Source organism: Pseudomonas sp. NPDC088322 (assembly GCF_044740745.1).
Classification (GTDB): Bacteria; Pseudomonadota; Gammaproteobacteria; order Pseudomonadales; family Pseudomonadaceae; genus Aquipseudomonas; species Aquipseudomonas shirazensis.
The window spans coordinates 309,786-326,730 of the sequence record NZ_JBIURK010000003.1 but is presented as its reverse complement, the minus strand read 5'-3'; the positions used below and the strand labels follow the sequence as shown (position 1 = coordinate 326,730).

Genomic DNA, 16,945 nt, shown 5'->3' with positions numbered 1-16,945 from the left:
TAGGCGGCAACCGAATCCTCTGATCGAGATACATTTGTGATCGAAAATCTGCGTAACATCGCCATCATCGCCCACGTTGACCATGGTAAAACCACTCTGGTCGACAAACTCCTGCGTCAGTCGGGCACCCTGGAGCGTAACGAGCTCAATGACGAGCGCGTCATGGACTCCAACGACCAGGAGAAAGAGCGCGGTATTACCATTCTGGCGAAAAACACCGCCATCAACTGGAATGGCTACCACATCAACATCGTCGACACCCCCGGCCACGCCGACTTCGGTGGCGAAGTTGAGCGTGTAATGTCGATGGTCGACTCCGTGCTGCTGCTGGTCGATGCCCAAGACGGCCCTATGCCGCAAACTCGCTTCGTGACCAAAAAGGCATTCGAAGCTGGCCTCAAGCCAATCGTTGTAATCAACAAGGTTGACCGTCCGGGCGCGCGTCCTGATTGGGTTCTGGACCAGATCTTCGATCTGTTCGACAACCTCGGCGCTACCGACGAGCAGCTGGACTTCCAGGTCGTCTACGCCTCGGCCCTGAACGGCATTGCCGGTCTGGACCACACTGCCATGGCCGAAGACATGACCCCGCTGTACCAAGCGGTTGTCGACCACGTTCCACCACCTGCTGTTGACCGTGACGGCCCGTTCCAGATGCAGATCTCCGCTCTGGACTACAACAGCTTCCTCGGTGTTATCGGCGTTGGCCGTATCGCCCGTGGTCGCGTCAAGCCGAACACCCCGGTTGTTGCCATCGATACCGACGGCAAGAAGCGTAACGGCCGTATCCTGAAGCTGATGGGTCACCACGGTCTGCACCGTGTCGACGTTGAAGAAGCTGCCGCCGGCGACATCGTCTGCATCAGCGGTTTCGACGAGCTGTTCATCTCCGACACCCTGTGCGACCCGCTGACCGTCGAGGCGATGAAGCCTCTGACCGTCGACGAGCCAACCGTTTCCATGACCTTCCAGGTCAACGACTCGCCATTCTGCGGTAAAGAAGGCAAGTTCGTGACCTCGCGTAACATCAAGGATCGTCTGGACAAAGAGCTGCTGTACAACGTTGCACTGCGCGTTGAAGAAGGCGACTCGGCAGACAAGTTCAAGGTTTCCGGCCGTGGTGAGCTGCACCTGTCGGTACTGATCGAAACCATGCGTCGCGAAGGCTTCGAGCTGGCCCTGGGCCGTCCGGAAGTGATCATTCGTGAAGTGGACGGCGTCAAGCAAGAGCCGTTCGAAAACGTCACCATCGACATCCCAGAGGAAGCTCAGGGCAAGGTCATGGAAGAGATGGGCCTGCGTAAAGGCGACCTGAGCAACATGGTCCCGGATGGCAAAGGCCGTGTGCGTCTGGAATACAACATCCCTGCTCGTGGTCTGATCGGTTTCCGTAACCAGTTCCTGACCCTGACCAACGGTGCTGGCATCCTGACCTCGATCTTCGATCGCTACGCTCCAGTCAAGTCGGGCCACATGTCCGGCCGTCAGAACGGCGTACTGGTTTCGGTTGAAACCGGCAAGGCTCTGACCTACTCGCTGGAAACCCTGCAGGCGCGCGGCAAGCTGTTCGTCGAGCACGGTCAAGAGATCTACAACGGTCAGATCATCGGCCAGAACAGCCGCGACAACGACCTGGGTGTAAACCCAACCAAAGGCAAGAAGCTCGACAACATGCGTGCTTCGGGTAAAGACGAAACCATCGCTCTGGTTCCGCCGGTTCGCTTCACTCTGGAACAGGCTCTGGAATACATCCAGGAAGACGAGCTGTGCGAAGTCACGCCTAAGTCGATCCGTCTTCGCAAGAAGATCCTCGACGAAAGCGAGCGTACCCGCGCTGCCAAGAAAGCCAAGATCTGAGTCCAGATCTAGCTGATTGAAACGCCCCCGGTCGAAAGGCCGGGGGCGTTTTTTTTGCAAGTTTCATAATTCGCTACGATGCACTGCTGAAGAATAGCGCTCGTCGTAGATGTGAGTTTCATAAAGCCATCAGCGACAATACCTCCCCCGCAGCCTATATTTCCCGCTGTGCAGCTCTCTTGTGCTGATTTAACTTCGGTCTTCACTTGTTATGTTTGATAAGGAGATTGAACTATGTCGGTTGTCATTGCGGGTGAACGTATTTGTGTGATTGATGATGGAATAACGGACGAAGAGCATACCAAGATCTTGAAACTGCTGACCGGCTCGCTTTGGCGATATGGCTGGCCCTATCCCTATTCACCTCTTGATCGTCCCTGCTGGCACAGCTTTATTGCAGGTACTCGCAGAGACGAGCTTGAAGATTGTGAGCTAGAGCTGCGGGCTCGACCTGATTGGGCATTTCTCGCGGATATCTGGGCGCGGATCAAAGCGGTGCACCTACCCTCGGCAAAGCTATTAGGTGTCTACGCCAATGGCCAAACAAGTAGTCAGGACGGTCCTATCCACCACGACAATACAGTCGAGCTGCCCGGCAAAACGGTCATGCTGTTCTGCAGTGAGTATTGGGCTACATGTTGGGGAGGAGAGCTGGTCTTTTACGATACTGCCAAAGAAAATATTATGCTGTCCGTGCAGCCCAAGCCGAAGAGAGTCGTAGTGTTCAATGGCGAGGTGCCGCATGGCGCGCGGGCGCCGGCAGCAAATTGCAACAGGCTGCGCATGAGCATCGCTTTCAAGACTCTGATCAGGGAGTAACGAACGATGTCGAAAAAATTCGAAATCATTCTGGGGTACGTCGATAAGCCCGTAGCGGTGGGCGGCGCAGCTGCCTCCCTTACGGATCAGTACAACACGGATAAGTCCGGGTTCTCCCTCGTCAACCAGACAGCACAAACCGGTGCTACAGTCGCGAGCGTGATCTCTATCGTAAAACTGACCGCGGGATTCACACCGTTTCTCAACATAAAAGCCAACACGCTTGCGGCGACGACGGTATTTCTAAAGATCACAGCTGAATACAAGACTAATCAAAAATTTGATAATGGAGATGTCCTGAGTCTTATTGGTAATGTTGCCGGGATTGTCGCAAGCATTACTTTGCTCGCCGGTGCAGGCGGTCCAGCACTTGTATTTACTGGCGTAGGTGTTACCGCAACTGCCGCGGGGATAGTCACCTCCGATGCGGTTAAAAATTTGTATCAATCTTTGATTTTGCCAGTTGTCGAAAAACATTTCGCCACAAATACGAATGCGGCATATCCAGATTATTGGGTGGCGCCGGATTTGGCACTTGTGTCGCTCGCGAAAATCAGCGCAAGCTATACGAGCCAAATTGCTGTCAGTCGCTGGGACCCTGACTCACATGAAGTAGGGCTGGGGCGTGACGATACCTATCCGTACGGAATAACCGCCGGCGGTGGGGGGTATTTCGAGCCCGGTGGAGACGGTGGCGTTATGATATTCCCGTTGCCGGAGTATCCAGGGTGGAGCATTGACATCGGACCCATTCAGGTCATCGCGCCTGGTGGGGGTGGTGCTGGGCTTGATAGATATCACTAAGGGCCGGCGGTGCCGATGTGCCCGGCTTGAGTAAGGGGGGCATTTGTACTCATTTTCCGAGTTCTTGCGATTATTAAAAGTGTCTCCTCCCTTGAGGTCCTCGGGAGCGCTTTCGGCTTGTTTAGTTACCATGCTTGCGTGCATTGCACTTTTTGTCAGTCAGCGTGAAGTGTACGTTGCCCCTGATATGTCTAAGTTGACAGCCCTCGAGGGGAGAGTCTCTGGTTATCCAAGCAGTTGGGAAGTTGATCGTTCGTTGATGCACTTCAGTGTAGCGTACACGCTTGATGGGAAACGGGAGGGAAAACGTATTTATACGCCCCATAAGCTGTACAAAGCCTCTGGCCTTCGGATCAATTCCAAGGTGGTGCTCGTGGCAGAACGCGTAAATGGTGGGAGCGTAGTGCGTGAGCTGGCTACGTTGGACGGTCGAGTTCTCTTCAATGATCGACTCTATCGACAGGTTGTGGATATGAACAACGCCTCGATAGAAGCGGCAGTCGTCATGGGTAGTGTGGTTGCACTACTGCCTGCCATAGGTGTGATAGTCATGCTGGTGCGTCATCGGCGCCAGCGTGTCTCGCAGAGCACGTTCGAAACATAGCGCCTTCACAGTCGCTCTGCTGGGGGTGAGCACCGGCGTTGCAGGCTGCTTATGTGTACCTGGACCACAGAAAAAATGCCCCCTGTCAAAAGGCCGAGGCGTTTTTGTCTGAGGATTTTGGGGTCGCGCAGCAGCGCTAGGATTTCAGCTTCGCGGCCGATATCGCCGGGCCAGCGCTGCTGGCCTTTCGCGACACAAGGCCGCTCCTACAATTGACCGCGCATGCCGATCGTACGCGGTGCGTGTAGGAGCGGCATTGTGTCGCGAAAGGGCTGCGCAGCGGCCCCAGATTTCAGTTTAGCGCTGCTGGCTTTCCGACCGCTCCAGCGCCGCAGCGAGCCGCTCAGGAGGGCGGCTTAGGTGGGAGAGGCCGCGACGCAGCCCCGACCATCAGCGCCCGACCACCTTCGGTTTGTACGCGCAGAAGCCCGGCCGTGGGCCGACCTTGGGGTGGTTGCGGCAGGTATCGGGGCGCTTGTCATAAATGGTGCACAGGCGGCTCTTACGATCCAGATAGAGACAGTCATCGTTGCTCATTCGGGTCAAGGTGAAGATCCCCGACTTCTGATTGAAACGCTCGATGATGCCGTCCTTCTGCAGGCGCTTGGCAACGTTCTTGGCCGGCTCGTCCTTGTCGAAGTCGTCGACCACGCCAATACGGATCAGATCTTTGATCTTCACTTCCACCGGCAGCGTGCAGCAGGTCGAATGGCAGCCCCCGCACATATGGCTGGAGTAGCGCTGCCAGGTATCGAGGCGGTCGACTTCAGCCGCGGCAATCAGGGTCGGTTTCATAGTTATAAGGAGCGAATCACGGTGGAGGGGCGCGCGATGATACCGGAGTTGTTCAAATTGTGAACAACCTTTCGCCCGATTATGCTTGTCGGCATGAAAACTGCGAACAACAACTGCCAGCCCCTGTCGAAGGGTCTAGTCTGAACACTCTCCTGCCTTCGCCCACTTGCCCGAGGATGTCACATGTCTCAGCAACCCAAAGCACGTGACGTCGAGGTCACCGAGTTCCGTGCCGCTGTATTGGCCAAGCTGACCTACGCGGTCGGCAAGGACCCGGAGCACGCCTTTGATCACGACTGGTTCGAAGCCATTGCCCTGGCTGCGCGCGACCATATGGTCGATCACTGGATGGACCACACCCGGCAGGCCTACCGACGTAGTCAGAAACGCGTCTACTACCTTTCCCTCGAGTTTTTGATCGGCCGGCTGCTGTACGACAGCCTGAGCAACCTCGGCTACCTGGAAATCGCCCGCGAGGCGCTGGATGGCCTCGGTGTCGACCTTGATCGTATTCGCCTGCTGGAGCCGGACGCCGCGCTCGGCAATGGCGGCCTTGGCCGGCTGGCGGCGTGCTTCATGGAAAGCATGTCGACTCTGGGCATTGCCGCCCATGGCTACGGTATCCGCTACGAGCACGGCTTGTTCCGCCAGGCCGTGGTCGATGGCTGGCAGCAGGAGCAAACCGAGAACTGGCTGGATTTCGGCAACCCGTGGGAGTTCGAGCGGGCCGAGGTGATCTATCCGATCAGCTTTGGTGGTGGCGTCGAAACCGTGACGGCTGCCGACGGCCAGCAACGGCAGATCTGGACCCCTGGCGAAACCGTGCGGGCGGTTGCCTACGATACGCCGGTAGTCGGCTGGCGCGGGTCCAGCGTCAACACCCTGCGCCTGTGGCGTGCACGCGCGCTGGAAGAGCTGCACCTGGAGCGCTTCAACGCCGGTGACCACCTGGGTGCAGTCGCCGAGGTGGCCCGCGCCGAGAGCATCTCGCGCGTGCTCTACCCAGCCGACAGCACCGAGGCGGGCCAGGAACTGCGCCTGCGCCAGGAGTACTTCTTTGTTTCCGCCTCGCTGCAAGACCTGCTGCGCCGGCACCTGAACATGCACAAGAGCTTGCTCAACCTGCCTGATGCGGCGGCGATCCAGCTCAACGACACCCACCCCTCGATTGCGGTGGCTGAGCTGATGCGCTTGCTGGTCGACCAGCATGAAATTCCATGGGACAAAGCCTGGGAAGTAACCGTCGGTACCCTGGCCTACACCAACCACACACTGTTGCCCGAAGCGCTGGAAACCTGGCCGGTGGCGCTGATGGAGCGCATGCTGCCGCGGCACATGCAGATCATCTATCTGATCAACGCCTACCATATCGATGCCCTGCGGGCCAAAGGCCAACACGATTTCGACGTGTTGCGCGCGGTGTCGTTGATCGAAGAAGACAACGGCCGTCGCGTGCGCATGGGCAACCTGGCGTTTCTCGGTTCGCATAGTGTCAACGGCGTGTCCGCGCTGCACAGCAAGCTGATGAAGAGCACGGTGTTCGCCGAGCTGCACAAGCTCTACCCGGATCGGATCAACAACAAGACCAACGGCGTCACCTTCCGCCGCTGGCTGCACCAGGCTAACCCGCAGCTGACTGCGATGCTGATCGAGGCCCTCGGGCGCGAGGTGCTGGATGACGCCGAGGTGCGCCTCAAGGACCTTGAACCGTTCGCCGAGCAACCGGCGTTTCGCAAGCAGTTCGCTGCGCAGCGGCTGCACAGCAAGCGTGCCTTGGCGAGTATCATCCAGGACCGCGTCGGCGTGACGGTCAACCCCGAAGCGATGTTCGACGTACAGGTCAAGCGCATCCACGAGTACAAGCGCCAGCTGCTCAACCTGCTGCACACGGTGGCGCTGTATCAGGCAATTCGCGCCGAACCGAGCACCGACTGGGTGCCGCGGGTGAAGATCTTCGCCGGCAAGGCGGCCGCCAGCTATCACCAGGCCAAGCTGATCATCAAGCTGTCCAACGACATCGCCCGGGTGGTCAACAACGATCCGACCGTGCGCGGTCTGCTCAAGGTGGTATTCCTGCCCAACTACAACGTCAGCCTGGCCGAGAGCATCATCCCGGCGGCGGACTTGTCCGAGCAGATTTCCACCGCCGGCTATGAAGCGTCCGGCACCAGCAACATGAAGTTCGGCCTCAACGGCGCGCTGACCATCGGCACCCTGGACGGCGCCAACGTCGAGATGTGCGAGCAGGTCGGTGCAGAGAACATGTTCATCTTTGGGCTGACGGCGCAGCAGGTCGAGGCGCGCAAGCGCGCGGGTGACTTTGGTGCCAGTGCAGCGGTGGCCGAGTCGCACCGCCTCAGCGATGTGCTGCACGCCATTCGCAGCGGGGTGTTCTCGCCGGATGACCCGTCGCGCTATACCCAGTTGATCGACTCGCTGATCGACCATGACCGCTTCCTGGTCTGCGCCGATTTCGACGCCTACTGGGACGCCCAGCGCAAGGTCGATGAGCTGTGGCATCAGCCGGAACAATGGTGGCGGATGGCGGTGCTCAATACCTCGAGGATGGGCTGGTTCTCATCGGACCGGACCATCCGCGAGTACGCCACCGAGATCTGGAAAGCGTTGGATTGAGCTGACCATCGCAGGGCACCGGGCCGACCACCGGCCGGTGCCGTGCTGAACTAGACTCCGGTTCGACCGTCTGATCGGCCAGGCGAGTGTGTTTGCTCGCTAGCCTTTACGCCAAACCATCGGCATTACTGTAAACTGCGAGGGTTTTTCACCCTCTTTCCCTTTCGGAGCCATACATGTCCCGCGTTACCCTGAGTCGCTATCTGATTGAGCAGACCCGCAGCAACAATACTCCTGCCGATCTGCGCTTCCTGATCGAGGTGGTGGCGCGCGCGTGCAAGGAAATCAGCCACCACGTGTCCAAAGGCGCCCTCGGCGGCGTGCTGGGCAGCATGGGCACCGAAAACGTACAGGGCGAAGTGCAGAAAAAGCTCGACGTGATCTCCAACGACATTCTGCTCGAAGCCAACGAGTGGGGTGGTCACCTGGCCGGCATGGCGTCCGAAGAAATGGACAACGCCTACCAGATCCCGGGTAAATACCCTAAGGGTGCCTACCTGCTGGTGTTCGACCCACTGGACGGCTCGTCGAACATCGATGTCAACGTTTCGGTCGGCACTATCTTCTCGGTTCTGCGCTGCCCGCAGGAATACCTGAGCCAGAACGAAACCCTCAACGAAAACGCCTTCCTCCAGCCTGGCACCGAGCAGGTCGCCGCCGGTTACGCGATCTACGGCCCGCAGACCATGCTGATCCTGACCCTGGGCAACGGCGTCAAAGGCTTCACCCTGGACCGCGAGCTGGGCAGCTTTGTCCTCACTCACGAGAACATCCAGGTGCCGGAGACCACTGCCGAGTTCGCTATCAACATGTCCAACCAGCGTCACTGGGAAGCGCCGATCCAGCGCTACGTCGGCGAGCTGCTGGCCGGTGAGACCGGGCCGTTGAAAAAGAACTACAACATGCGCTGGATCGCCTCGATGGTGGCTGATGTGCACCGCATCCTCACCCGTGGCGGTCTGTTCATGTACCCACGCGATTCGCGTGAGCCGAGCAAGCCAGGCAAGCTGCGCCTGATGTACGAGGCCAACCCGATGTCGTTCATCATCGAACAGGCCGGCGGCGCTGCCACCAACGGTGAGCAACGCATCCTCGACATCCAGCCGGACAGCCTGCACCAGCGCGTTTCGGTAATCCTCGGCTCGAAGCAAGAGGTCGAGCGCGTTACGGCCTACCACAAGGAATAAATCATGCTCGCACCTTGGCAGCCGTTGCTGGAGTGGTGGTTCGGTCCGGGCAAGAGCCCGCAGGCCGTGGCTGACGAGAAGAGCACGCTGTGGTTCGGCAAGCACCATGATGACGAGGCGCGCGAGCGTTTCGGCGCGCTGTGCGAGCAGGCCCTGGCGGGTGGTCTCGAAGACTGGCAGCAAAGCCCGCAGGGCTGGCTTGGCCTGATCCTGCTGCTCGATCAACTGCCGCGCATGATCTACCGCGACACGCCGCGCGCCTTTGAAGGTGACCGGCGCGCGCAGGTGGTGGCCATGCAGGGTTTGCAGCATGACTGGGATTACCAGTTACTGCCGATCCAGCGGGTGTTCGTGCTGTTGGTGCTGGAACACGCCGAGGTGCTCGACTGGCAGCACCTTAGTGTCGAGCGCTATCGGCAGTTGCTGGACGAGCAACCGGAGGCCAACCGCCGCCTGTTCGAAGGCTTCCTTGACTACGCCGAGCAGCATCAGCGCGTCATCGAGCGCTTTGGCCGGTTCCCGCAGCGCAATCTGCTGCTGGACCGTCCGAGCACCGATGAAGAGATGGATTTCCTGCTCGAGCCGGGTTCACGGTTCTGATGCAGCGTTGAGCGGCTGCCCCATCTGCGTAGGCGAATGGGGCAGCACCCGGCTCAGATTCTGAAACTGCCAACCAACTGTTGCAACCGTTCGACCTGGTGTTCCAGGTCGTTGCAGGCACGCAAGGTGCTCTGCAGGTTGTGCACGCCTTCCTGATTCAGCGTATTGATCTCGCTGATGTCGAGATTGATCGACTCGACCACCGCCGTCTGCTCTTCGGTGGCGGTGGCAACCGACTGGTTCATGCCGTCGATCTCGCCGATGCGCTGGGTCACGCTGCCCAGGCGTTCACCGGCCTGGTTGGCAATCCCCACGCTGTGCTCGCTCTGCTGCTGGCTCTGGTTCATGGTGCTGACCGCCATCTGCGCCCCGGCCTGCAGCTCTTCGATCAAACGCTGTACCTGCTGCGCTGATTCCTGAGTGCGGTGGGCCAGACTGCGCACCTCATCGGCAACCACGGCAAAACCACGCCCGGCCTCGCCCGCGCGGGCGGCTTCGATGGCAGCGTTCAGCGCGAGCAGGTTGGTTTGCTGCGAAATGCCGGTGATCACATCGAGGATCTGGCCGATGTTGCTGGTGTGCGAATTGAGTGTCTGGATGTTCTCGCACGAGTCACTGATGCGCGCCGACAGCTGATGCATGGTGCTGATGGTTTGCCCGACCACCTGCTGGCCTTCTTCGGCCAGACCGCGCGCGGCGGTCGAATGCTGCGAGGCGAGCGCGGCGTTCTGGGCGATTTCATGGGCGGCGGCACCGAGCTGATTGATTGCAGCGGCAACGCTGCTGGTGCGGCTCGACTGCTGATCGGCGTTGTTGATCGAGGCGTTGGACGCAGTCACCACCTGGCCGGCCACGGCATTCACCTGGCCGGTCGCCGAGGCCACTTCGCGGATCGACTCGTGGATACGCTCGACAAAGCGGTTGAACGACTGGGCAAGGCTGCCGAATTCGTCCTGAGCATGGATGGTCAGGCGCCGGGTCAGGTCGCCTTCACCCTCGGCAATGTCGCGCATGGCGCGACCCATGGCGTGCAGCGGCTGCATCAGCACGCGAATTAACAGGCCGAGCAAGGCAATGATGGCGATGATCGCGATCAGCGTCGCCACGGCTGCCGACGTGCGCAGCTCGCCGAGCATGGCGAAGGCGGCATCCTGGTCGAGCACCAGCGCGACATACCAGTCGACCGACGAGATGCCGTCGACGTGGGTGAAGTTGATGAACTGCTTGCGCCCGTCGAACTCGACTTCCTTCATCCCGCTGCTGATCTGCGGCGTGTCGCCAGGGAACAGATCGGCGAGGGTTTTCAGGGCCAGCTCAGGCTTGGGGTGGATCATGATCTTGCCTTCGCCGTTGACGATGAAGGCATGTCCATTACCATCGAAGTCCAGCGCGTTGATCAGCTTGCTGATGGTCTGCAGGTCGGTGTCGACGCCACTCACGCCGAGCAGGCGACCGCCCTGTTGCACCGGCGTGGCCAGGGTGATCACCAGCTTGCCAGCCGAGGCGGAAATGTACGGCTCGGTGACGATAGTCTGGTTGGCAGCAGTCGCCGCCTTGTACCAGCCACGCTGGCGCGGGTCGTAGTCGGCGGCGCGGTTGCCGGCGGGTACCGATTGCATGCTGCCGTCCTGGCCGCCGAAGTAGCTCAGCTGGAAGTTGTTGGCATACACCGGCAGTGCCAGGGCACGGTCCAGGCTCGGCTTGCCGGGGCCATCGACGGCCACTTGCTGGGCCAGGCTGTCGAGCACCTGCACGCGGCTGTCGAGCCAGTTGCGGATGTTGCCTGCAGTCAGGCTGCCCAGGTCCTGCAGCGACGTCTGCGTGTCGCTGCGCAGCGACTGGCGTTGCCGGTAGTCGTTGAACAGTACGAAGCAGGTGAAGGCGACCGCGACTACGAGGGCTGCGGCCAGCAGGATCTTGTGGCTGAACTTGAGATTTTTGGTCATGGCTGAGTCTGCGCGAATGCACGTCGAAGGGCAGGGGGTAGGGCAGGCTGCTGCTCCACTGCTCGTTGTGTCGACTTGTGCGGGTAAAACATGAGTCGTTGGCCGGTCAGACGACCAACGGCCGGCATTTAAGCGCTGCGGTCAGGGAACCACGGAGGCTTTTTGCTCTCCAAGGTCTCCACAGGCGCCTCGCCTGATGTCCGTGTCCAGGAGTGTCCCTTCATGTCGTTGCGTTCCCTCGCCCTGTTGTCGTTGTGCGTCGTGCTGACTGCGTGCAGCAAGATCAACCAGGAAAATTACTCCAAACTCAGCGCCGGCATGAACCGCGCGGCGGTCGAACAACTGCTGGGTACACCTACCGAGTGCTCGGGCGCGCTGGGCATGAGCAGTTGCACCTGGGGTGACCAGAACAGCTTTATCAGTGTGCAGTATGCAGCGGACAAAGTATTGATGTACTCCGGGCAGGGCCTTAAATGAGGCACGTGAGTCTGCTGCTTGGGCTGTGCCTGAGCCTGTTGCTGGGCGGCTGCGCCACGGGTAGCCATGACCCGTTGGCGCCGAAGACGGCAGGCGCCGTCGACCTCAAGCGCTATCAGGGCAAATGGTTCGAGCTGGCCCGCCTGCCGATGTACTTCCAGCGCGACTGCGCGCAGTCCGAGGCGCATTACAACGCCCGGCCTGATGGCAGCATCGGCGTGCTCAACCGTTGCCGCATGCTCGACGGCCAGTGGATCCGCGCCGAAGGCAGCGCCACGCCGCAGGAGGCCGGGCATACCGACAAGCTCTGGGTCGAGTTCGACAATTGGTTCACCCGCCTGGCGCCTGGTGTGGCCAAGGGCGAGTACTGGGTGTTGTACGTCGACTCGCGTTATCAGACCGCATTGGTCGGCAGCCCGGACCGCAAGTACCTGTGGATCCTGTCACGTACGCCGAGCCTGCCGGCCTGGGAGCGCGAGAGCCTGCTGGCCAAGGCGCGTCAGCAAGGCTACGACACCAATCGCCTGATCTGGCGCGTAGCCGACCGCGACATCGCCGCCGCACACTGAGCCCTCAGCCAAGCAACTGGCCGAGCACCTCGGCAAACGCTCGGTTGCTCTCGGCTTCCTGAGCATGGCGGCCCTGGCGCACCACCCACGCGCCGTTGACCATCACGTCGCGGATCTGGCGGTCGCCGCCGGCAAACAGCCAGCGGTTGAGAATGGCGTCGCCTTCGGCAGTAGCGATGTACGGGTCCTCACCGTCGAGCACCAGCCAGTCCGCGCGCTTGCCCACCGTCAACTCGCCGATCGGCTGCCCCAGGGCTTGCGCGCCACCGCTGAGCGCTGCGTCATAAAGGGTGCGGCCAACCATTGGCTGGTCGCTGCGATAGAGCCGATTGCGGCGCTGATCACGCAGTCGCTGGCCGTATTCAAGCCAGCGCAGTTCCTCGACCACACTGAGTGACACGTGGCTGTCCGATCCAATCCCCATGCGCCCGCCCCGAGCCAGGTAGTCGACCGCGGGGAAGATGCCGTCGCCCAGGTTGGCCTCGGTGGTCAGGCACAAACCAGCTACCGCGCCGCTTTCGGCCATCGCTGCGACCTCGTCCGGCGCTGCGTGGGTGGCATGTACCAGACACCAGCGGCGGTCGACCTCGACGTTTTCATATAGCCATTGCAGCGGACGACGCCCGCTCCAGGCCAGGCAGTCGTCGACTTCCTTTTGCTGCTCAGCGATGTGAATGTGTACCGGGCAGTCCTGCTCGCCGCTGGCCAGCACCGTGGCAATCTGCTCGGGAGTGACCGCGCGCAGCGAGTGGAAGCACAAGCCCAGGCGCTGCGCCGGTTGTGCCGTCAGCACTGGTTTGAGCTGTTCGTGCAGGCGCAGGTATTGCTCGCTGCTATTGATAAAGCGGCGTTGGCCCTCGCTGGCGGGCTGGCCGCCGAATCCTGCGTGGCTGTACAGCACCGGCAACAACGTCAGGCCAATCCCGGCGGCGCTGGCGGCGGCACTGATGCACCGTGACAGCTCGGCGGGATCGGCATAGCGCTGGCCATCGCGATCGTGGTGCACGTAATGGAACTCGGCGACCGAGGTATAGCCGGCCTTGAGCATCTCGATGTACAGCTGGCGGGCGATGACCTGCAGTTGTCCCGGGCTGATCTGGCCAACCATGCGGTACATCAGCTCGCGCCAGGTCCAGAAACTGTCGTTGGGGTTGCCTGCCACTTCTGCCAGGCCCGCCATGGCGCGCTGGAAGGCGTGCGAATGAAGGTTGGGCATGCCCGGCAGCAGCGGCCCGGCCAGGCGCTCGGCGCCGTCTGCCGAGGCATCGACCTGCAGGCTGGCAAGCTGGCCTTGGGCGTCGACCTCTAGACGGACGTTGCGCGCCCAACCGCTGGGGAGCAGGGCGCGCTCGGCAAAGTACACGGACATGTAAGCATCTTCCTGTTCTTGTTAGCTTGTATATACATATACAGGCGTTTGCCTGCCCGGTAAACTGCGGCAAGCTACTGCTCACTCAAACCGCACAAGGATCAAAGCCGTGCCGACACCTCCTGTCTCCGCGCTGGTTGCCCAGATGGGCGAAGGGCCGGCGCCGCTGTATGCCCGGGTCAAACAGATGATCGTCCAGCAGATCGAAAACGGCAGCTGGCCGCCGCATCACCGGGTGCCGTCCGAGAGCGAGCTGGTCAACCAGCTGGGTTTCAGCCGCATGACCATCAACCGCGCCCTGCGCGAGCTGACTGCTGACGGGTTGCTGGTGCGCATGCAGGGCGTCGGCACGTTCGTCGCCGAGCCCAAGAGCCGTTCCGCGCTGTTCGAGGTCAACAACATTGCCGACGAGATCGCCGGCCGTGGCCATCAGCATAGTTGCCAGGTGATCGTGCTCGGCGAAGAGGCCGCAGGTTCCGAGCGCGCCCTGGCGCTGGATATGCGCGAAGGCCAGCGGGTATTCCACTCGTTGATCGTGCATTACGAAAACGGCGTGCCGGTGCAGATCGAGGATCGCTACGTCAACGCCGCGATTGCCCCGGACTACCTCAAGCAGGACTTTACCCGGCAGACACCCTATGCCTACCTGTCGCAGGTGGCGCCACTGACTGAAGGCGAGCACGTGGTCGAGGCGATTCTGGCCGAGCCGGACGAGTGTCGCCTGCTGCAGATCGATGCCGGCGAGCCATGCCTGCTGATCCGCCGCCGCACCTGGTCGGGTCGCCAGCCGGTCACCGCCGCACGCCTGATTCACCCCGGTTCCCGCCATCGCCTGGAAGGACGCTTCAGCAAATGAGCCAGATGCAGTTGCTACACGCGGCGGATTACCCGCGCATGCCATGGAAGAACGGCGGCGGGTTTACCGAAGAGATCGCCCGCGATGCTGGCGATGGCCTGGATGGATTTGGCTGGCGCCTGTCGATTGCCGATATCGAAGAGTCGGGCGGCTTTTCCAGCTTTGTCGGGTACCAGCGGATCATCAGTGTGCTGCAGGGGGATGGCATGCGTCTGGTGGTCGACGGCCAGCTCAGCCGGCCGTTGCTGGCGTTCGATGCGTTTGCCTTCGGCGGCGAGAGCCAGGTTCAGTGCAAGCTGCTGGGCGGGATGATCCGCGACTTCAACCTGATCTACGCGCCGCAGCGGTATCGGGCGCGGTTGCAGTGGTTCGATGGCACCAGCCGCCTGTATAGCTCGGCGTCGACGCTGTTGCTGTTTGCCGCTGGTAGCCAGGTTGAAGTGCAGATGGCCGGGCGCGAGCTGCAGCGGCTTGGGTTGTATGACTGTTTGCGCCTGGAGGGCAACGACGGGTTGCTGGAGTTGGACGTGCAGGGGCGGTTTTGCCTGATTGAATTGATCACGGTTTGAGATTGCCGGGGCGCCGGACCGGTCGGAAAGGGGTGCGTAGCGCCCCCGGCTATCTAACGGCGAGCTCCGAATAATTTGGTTGTCCATGCTTGTACATACAAGTAAAGGTGTGTTTGTATATTACTCATCAACACCCCGCCGTCGGATGACCGCAAAGGACCTCTCCCGTGACTGACAACAACAAATACCGTGACGTAGAAATCCGTGCCCCACGTGGCAACAAGCTGACCGCCAAAAGCTGGCTGACCGAAGCGCCGCTGCGCATGCTGATGAACAACCTCGACCCACAAGTGGCCGAGAACCCCAAGGAGCTGGTGGTGTACGGCGGCATCGGCCGTGCTGCGCGCAATTGGGAGAGCTACGACAAGATCGTCGAGACCCTGACCCGCCTGGAAGACGACGAGACCCTGCTGGTCCAGTCGGGCAAGCCGGTGGGCGTGTTCAAGACCCACAGCAACGCCCCGCGCGTGCTGATCGCCAACTCCAACCTGGTGCCGCACTGGGCCAACTGGGAACACTTCAACGAACTGGATGCCAAGGGCCTGGCCATGTACGGCCAGATGACCGCAGGCAGCTGGATCTACATCGGCAGCCAGGGCATCGTCCAGGGCACCTATGAAACCTTCGTCGAGGCCGGCCGCCAGCATTACAACGGCAGCCTCAAAGGCAAGTGGGTGCTCACTGCAGGGCTTGGCGGCATGGGTGGCGCACAGCCGCTGGCCGCAACCCTGGCCGGTGCCTGCTCGCTGAACATCGAGTGCCAGCAGAGCCGCATCGACTTCCGCCTGAGCAGCCGTTATGTCGACGAACAGGCCAGCGACCTCGATGACGCCCTGGCGCGCATCGCCAAATACACCCAGGAAGGCAAGGCGATCTCGATTGCCCTGCTCGGCAACGCTGCCGAAATCCTGCCTGAGCTGGTCAAGCGTGGCGTGCGCCCGGACATGGTTACCGACCAGACCAGCGCCCACGACCCGCTCAACGGCTACCTGCCTGCTGGCTGGAGCTGGGAGCAGTACCGCGACCGTGCGCAGACCGACCCGGCGGCAGTGGTCAAGGCCGCCAAGCAGTCGATGGCGGTGCACGTCAAAGCCATGCTCGACTTCCAACAGCAAGGCGTGCCGACCTTCGACTACGGCAACAACATTCGCCAGATGGCCATGGAGGAGGGCGTCAGCAATGCCTTCGACTTCCCAGGCTTCGTCCCGGCCTATATCCGCCCGCTGTTCTGCCGCGGGGTCGGCCCGTTCCGCTGGGTGGCGCTGTCGGGTGACGCCCAGGACATCTACAAGACCGATGCCAAGGTCAAAGAGCTGATCGCCGACGATGCCCATCTGCACCGCTGGCTGGACATGGCCCGTGAGCGCATCAGCTTCCAGGGTCTGCCGGCGCGGATCTGCTGGGTTGGCCTGGGCCAGCGTGCCAAGCTCGGCCTGGCCTTCAACGAGATGGTCCGCAGCGGTGAGTTGTCGGCACCGATCGTGATTGGCCGCGACCACCTCGACTCTGGTTCGGTGTCCAGCCCCAACCGCGAAACCGAATCGATGCAGGATGGCTCCGACGCCGTGTCCGACTGGCCGCTGCTCAACGCCTTGCTCAACACCGCGAGCGGCGCGACCTGGGTGTCGCTGCACCACGGCGGCGGCGTTGGCATGGGCTTCTCGCAGCACTCGGGTATGGTCATCGTCTGTGATGGCAGCGATGAAGCTGCCGAGCGTATTGCTCGCGTCTTGACCAACGACCCGGGCACCGGCGTCATGCGCCACGCCGATGCGGGCTACCAGATCGCCGTTGACTGCGCCAACCAGCAGGGCCTCGATCTGCCGATGATCAACGGCTGATCAGCCGCCGCCGACAAC

The 16,945-nt window shown here is 61.1% G+C and carries 14 protein-coding genes and 1 pseudogene; 11 read left to right on the top strand and 4 right to left on the bottom strand.

Features of this window, described 5'->3' with window-relative positions; genetic code table 11:
- The first annotated feature begins 36 nt into the window (after positions 1 to 36).
- The 3 genes from typA to ACIOAU_RS09070 all read left to right on the top strand — a co-directional run bounded on the left by typA (position 37) and on the right by ACIOAU_RS09070 (position 3,480).
- Positions 37 to 1,857: a translational GTPase TypA gene (typA, locus tag ACIOAU_RS09080; protein WP_101315624.1), complete on the top strand. Its 1,821-nt coding sequence runs from the start codon at positions 37 to 39 to the stop codon at positions 1,855 to 1,857.
- 234 nt (positions 1,858 to 2,091) lie between these two features.
- A complete protein-coding gene (locus ACIOAU_RS09075) occupies positions 2,092 to 2,676 on the top strand; it encodes a 2OG-Fe(II) oxygenase (protein WP_150571216.1) in 585 nt (194 codons plus the stop codon).
- A 6-nt stretch (positions 2,677 to 2,682) separates the two neighbouring features.
- The gene (locus tag ACIOAU_RS09070) at positions 2,683 to 3,480 is read left to right on the top strand and encodes a hypothetical protein (protein WP_401181451.1); all 798 of its coding nucleotides are present in this window, start codon (positions 2,683 to 2,685) and stop codon (positions 3,478 to 3,480) included.
- A 994-nt stretch (positions 3,481 to 4,474) separates the two neighbouring features.
- On the opposite strand, the gene ACIOAU_RS09065 is transcribed toward ACIOAU_RS09070, so the two are convergent.
- Entirely contained in the window at positions 4,475 to 4,879 is a 405-nt protein-coding gene (locus ACIOAU_RS09065) for a YkgJ family cysteine cluster protein (protein WP_101315626.1), read from the bottom strand.
- 183 nt (positions 4,880 to 5,062) lie between these two features.
- Here ACIOAU_RS09065 and ACIOAU_RS09060 point away from each other — a divergent pair, with 183 nt between their 5' ends.
- From ACIOAU_RS09060 to ACIOAU_RS09050, 3 genes are all read left to right on the top strand, one after another.
- The gene (locus tag ACIOAU_RS09060; RefSeq protein WP_259074558.1) at positions 5,063 to 7,513 is read left to right on the top strand and encodes a glycogen/starch/alpha-glucan phosphorylase; all 2,451 of its coding nucleotides are present in this window, start codon (positions 5,063 to 5,065) and stop codon (positions 7,511 to 7,513) included.
- Positions 7,514 to 7,689: 176 nt separating this feature from the next.
- The gene (locus ACIOAU_RS09055) at positions 7,690 to 8,700 is read left to right on the top strand and encodes a class 1 fructose-bisphosphatase (protein ID WP_101315630.1); all 1,011 of its coding nucleotides are present in this window, start codon (positions 7,690 to 7,692) and stop codon (positions 8,698 to 8,700) included.
- Between the two features lie 3 nt (positions 8,701 to 8,703).
- Positions 8,704 to 9,300, top strand: coding sequence for a DUF924 family protein (locus tag ACIOAU_RS09050; protein WP_101315633.1), 597 nt, complete (start codon positions 8,704 to 8,706; stop codon positions 9,298 to 9,300).
- A 53-nt stretch (positions 9,301 to 9,353) separates the two neighbouring features.
- Here ACIOAU_RS09050 and ACIOAU_RS09045 read toward each other — a convergent pair whose 3' ends face one another.
- Both ACIOAU_RS09045 and ACIOAU_RS09040 read right to left on the bottom strand, forming a co-directional pair.
- Positions 9,354 to 10,139 (bottom strand): methyl-accepting chemotaxis protein, encoded by a 786-nt coding sequence (locus tag ACIOAU_RS09045; RefSeq protein ID WP_375140264.1) that lies wholly within the window; start codon positions 10,137 to 10,139, stop codon positions 9,354 to 9,356.
- A gap of 69 nt (positions 10,140 to 10,208) precedes the next feature.
- A pseudogene (locus tag ACIOAU_RS09040) lies at positions 10,209 to 11,246 on the bottom strand (cache domain-containing protein); the annotation flags it as partial.
- A gap of 222 nt (positions 11,247 to 11,468) precedes the next feature.
- Here ACIOAU_RS09040 and bamE point away from each other — a divergent pair.
- Positions 11,469 to 11,723 carry an outer membrane protein assembly factor BamE gene (gene bamE / locus ACIOAU_RS09035; RefSeq protein WP_101315637.1) on the top strand — a complete coding sequence of 85 codons (255 nt, stop codon included), beginning with the start codon at positions 11,469 to 11,471 and terminating at the stop codon, positions 11,721 to 11,723.
- Complete coding sequence (locus tag ACIOAU_RS09030; protein ID WP_150572667.1) at positions 11,720 to 12,292, top strand: lipocalin family protein; 573 nt, start codon at positions 11,720 to 11,722, stop codon at positions 12,290 to 12,292. Before bamE ends, ACIOAU_RS09030 begins: the two co-directional genes overlap by 4 nt.
- A gap of 4 nt (positions 12,293 to 12,296) precedes the next feature.
- Here the strand turns inward: ACIOAU_RS09030 and ACIOAU_RS09025 are convergent, their stop codons facing one another.
- Positions 12,297 to 13,661, bottom strand: a complete 1,365-nt coding sequence (locus ACIOAU_RS09025; RefSeq protein WP_401181445.1) for a formimidoylglutamate deiminase — start codon at positions 13,659 to 13,661, stop codon at positions 12,297 to 12,299.
- A gap of 145 nt (positions 13,662 to 13,806) precedes the next feature.
- On the opposite strand from ACIOAU_RS09025, the gene hutC reads away from it, so the two are divergent.
- From hutC to hutU, 3 genes are all read left to right on the top strand, one after another.
- Positions 13,807 to 14,517: a histidine utilization repressor gene (gene hutC, locus ACIOAU_RS09020; RefSeq protein WP_178080811.1), complete on the top strand. Its 711-nt coding sequence runs from the start codon at positions 13,807 to 13,809 to the stop codon at positions 14,515 to 14,517.
- Complete coding sequence (locus ACIOAU_RS09015; protein ID WP_401181442.1) at positions 14,514 to 15,086, top strand: HutD family protein; 573 nt, start codon at positions 14,514 to 14,516, stop codon at positions 15,084 to 15,086. The genes hutC and ACIOAU_RS09015 overlap by 4 nt, the downstream gene beginning before the upstream one ends.
- 167 nt (positions 15,087 to 15,253) lie before the next feature.
- Positions 15,254 to 16,927: a urocanate hydratase gene (gene hutU, locus ACIOAU_RS09010; RefSeq protein ID WP_401181439.1), complete on the top strand. Its 1,674-nt coding sequence runs from the start codon at positions 15,254 to 15,256 to the stop codon at positions 16,925 to 16,927.
- Positions 16,928 to 16,945: the final 18 nt, after the last annotated feature.

Coding starts and splice junctions, on each gene's coding strand:
- ACIOAU_RS09075 (WP_150571216.1), top strand. CDS start 2,092: ATGTCGGTTGTCATTGCGGGTGAACGTATTTGTGTGATTGATGATGGA.
- ACIOAU_RS09070 (WP_401181451.1), top strand. CDS start 2,683: ATGTCGAAAAAATTCGAAATCATTCTGGGGTACGTCGATAAGCCCGTA.
- ACIOAU_RS09065 (WP_101315626.1), bottom strand. CDS start 4,879: ATGAAACCGACCCTGATTGCCGCGGCTGAAGTCGACCGCCTCGATACC.
- ACIOAU_RS09060 (WP_259074558.1), top strand. CDS start 5,063: ATGTCTCAGCAACCCAAAGCACGTGACGTCGAGGTCACCGAGTTCCGT.
- ACIOAU_RS09055 (WP_101315630.1), top strand. CDS start 7,690: ATGTCCCGCGTTACCCTGAGTCGCTATCTGATTGAGCAGACCCGCAGC.
- ACIOAU_RS09050 (WP_101315633.1), top strand. CDS start 8,704: ATGCTCGCACCTTGGCAGCCGTTGCTGGAGTGGTGGTTCGGTCCGGGC.
- bamE (WP_101315637.1), top strand. CDS start 11,469: ATGTCGTTGCGTTCCCTCGCCCTGTTGTCGTTGTGCGTCGTGCTGACT.
- ACIOAU_RS09030 (WP_150572667.1), top strand. CDS start 11,720: ATGAGGCACGTGAGTCTGCTGCTTGGGCTGTGCCTGAGCCTGTTGCTG.
- ACIOAU_RS09025 (WP_401181445.1), bottom strand. CDS start 13,661: ATGTCCGTGTACTTTGCCGAGCGCGCCCTGCTCCCCAGCGGTTGGGCG.
- hutC (WP_178080811.1), top strand. CDS start 13,807: ATGGGCGAAGGGCCGGCGCCGCTGTATGCCCGGGTCAAACAGATGATC.
- ACIOAU_RS09015 (WP_401181442.1), top strand. CDS start 14,514: ATGAGCCAGATGCAGTTGCTACACGCGGCGGATTACCCGCGCATGCCA.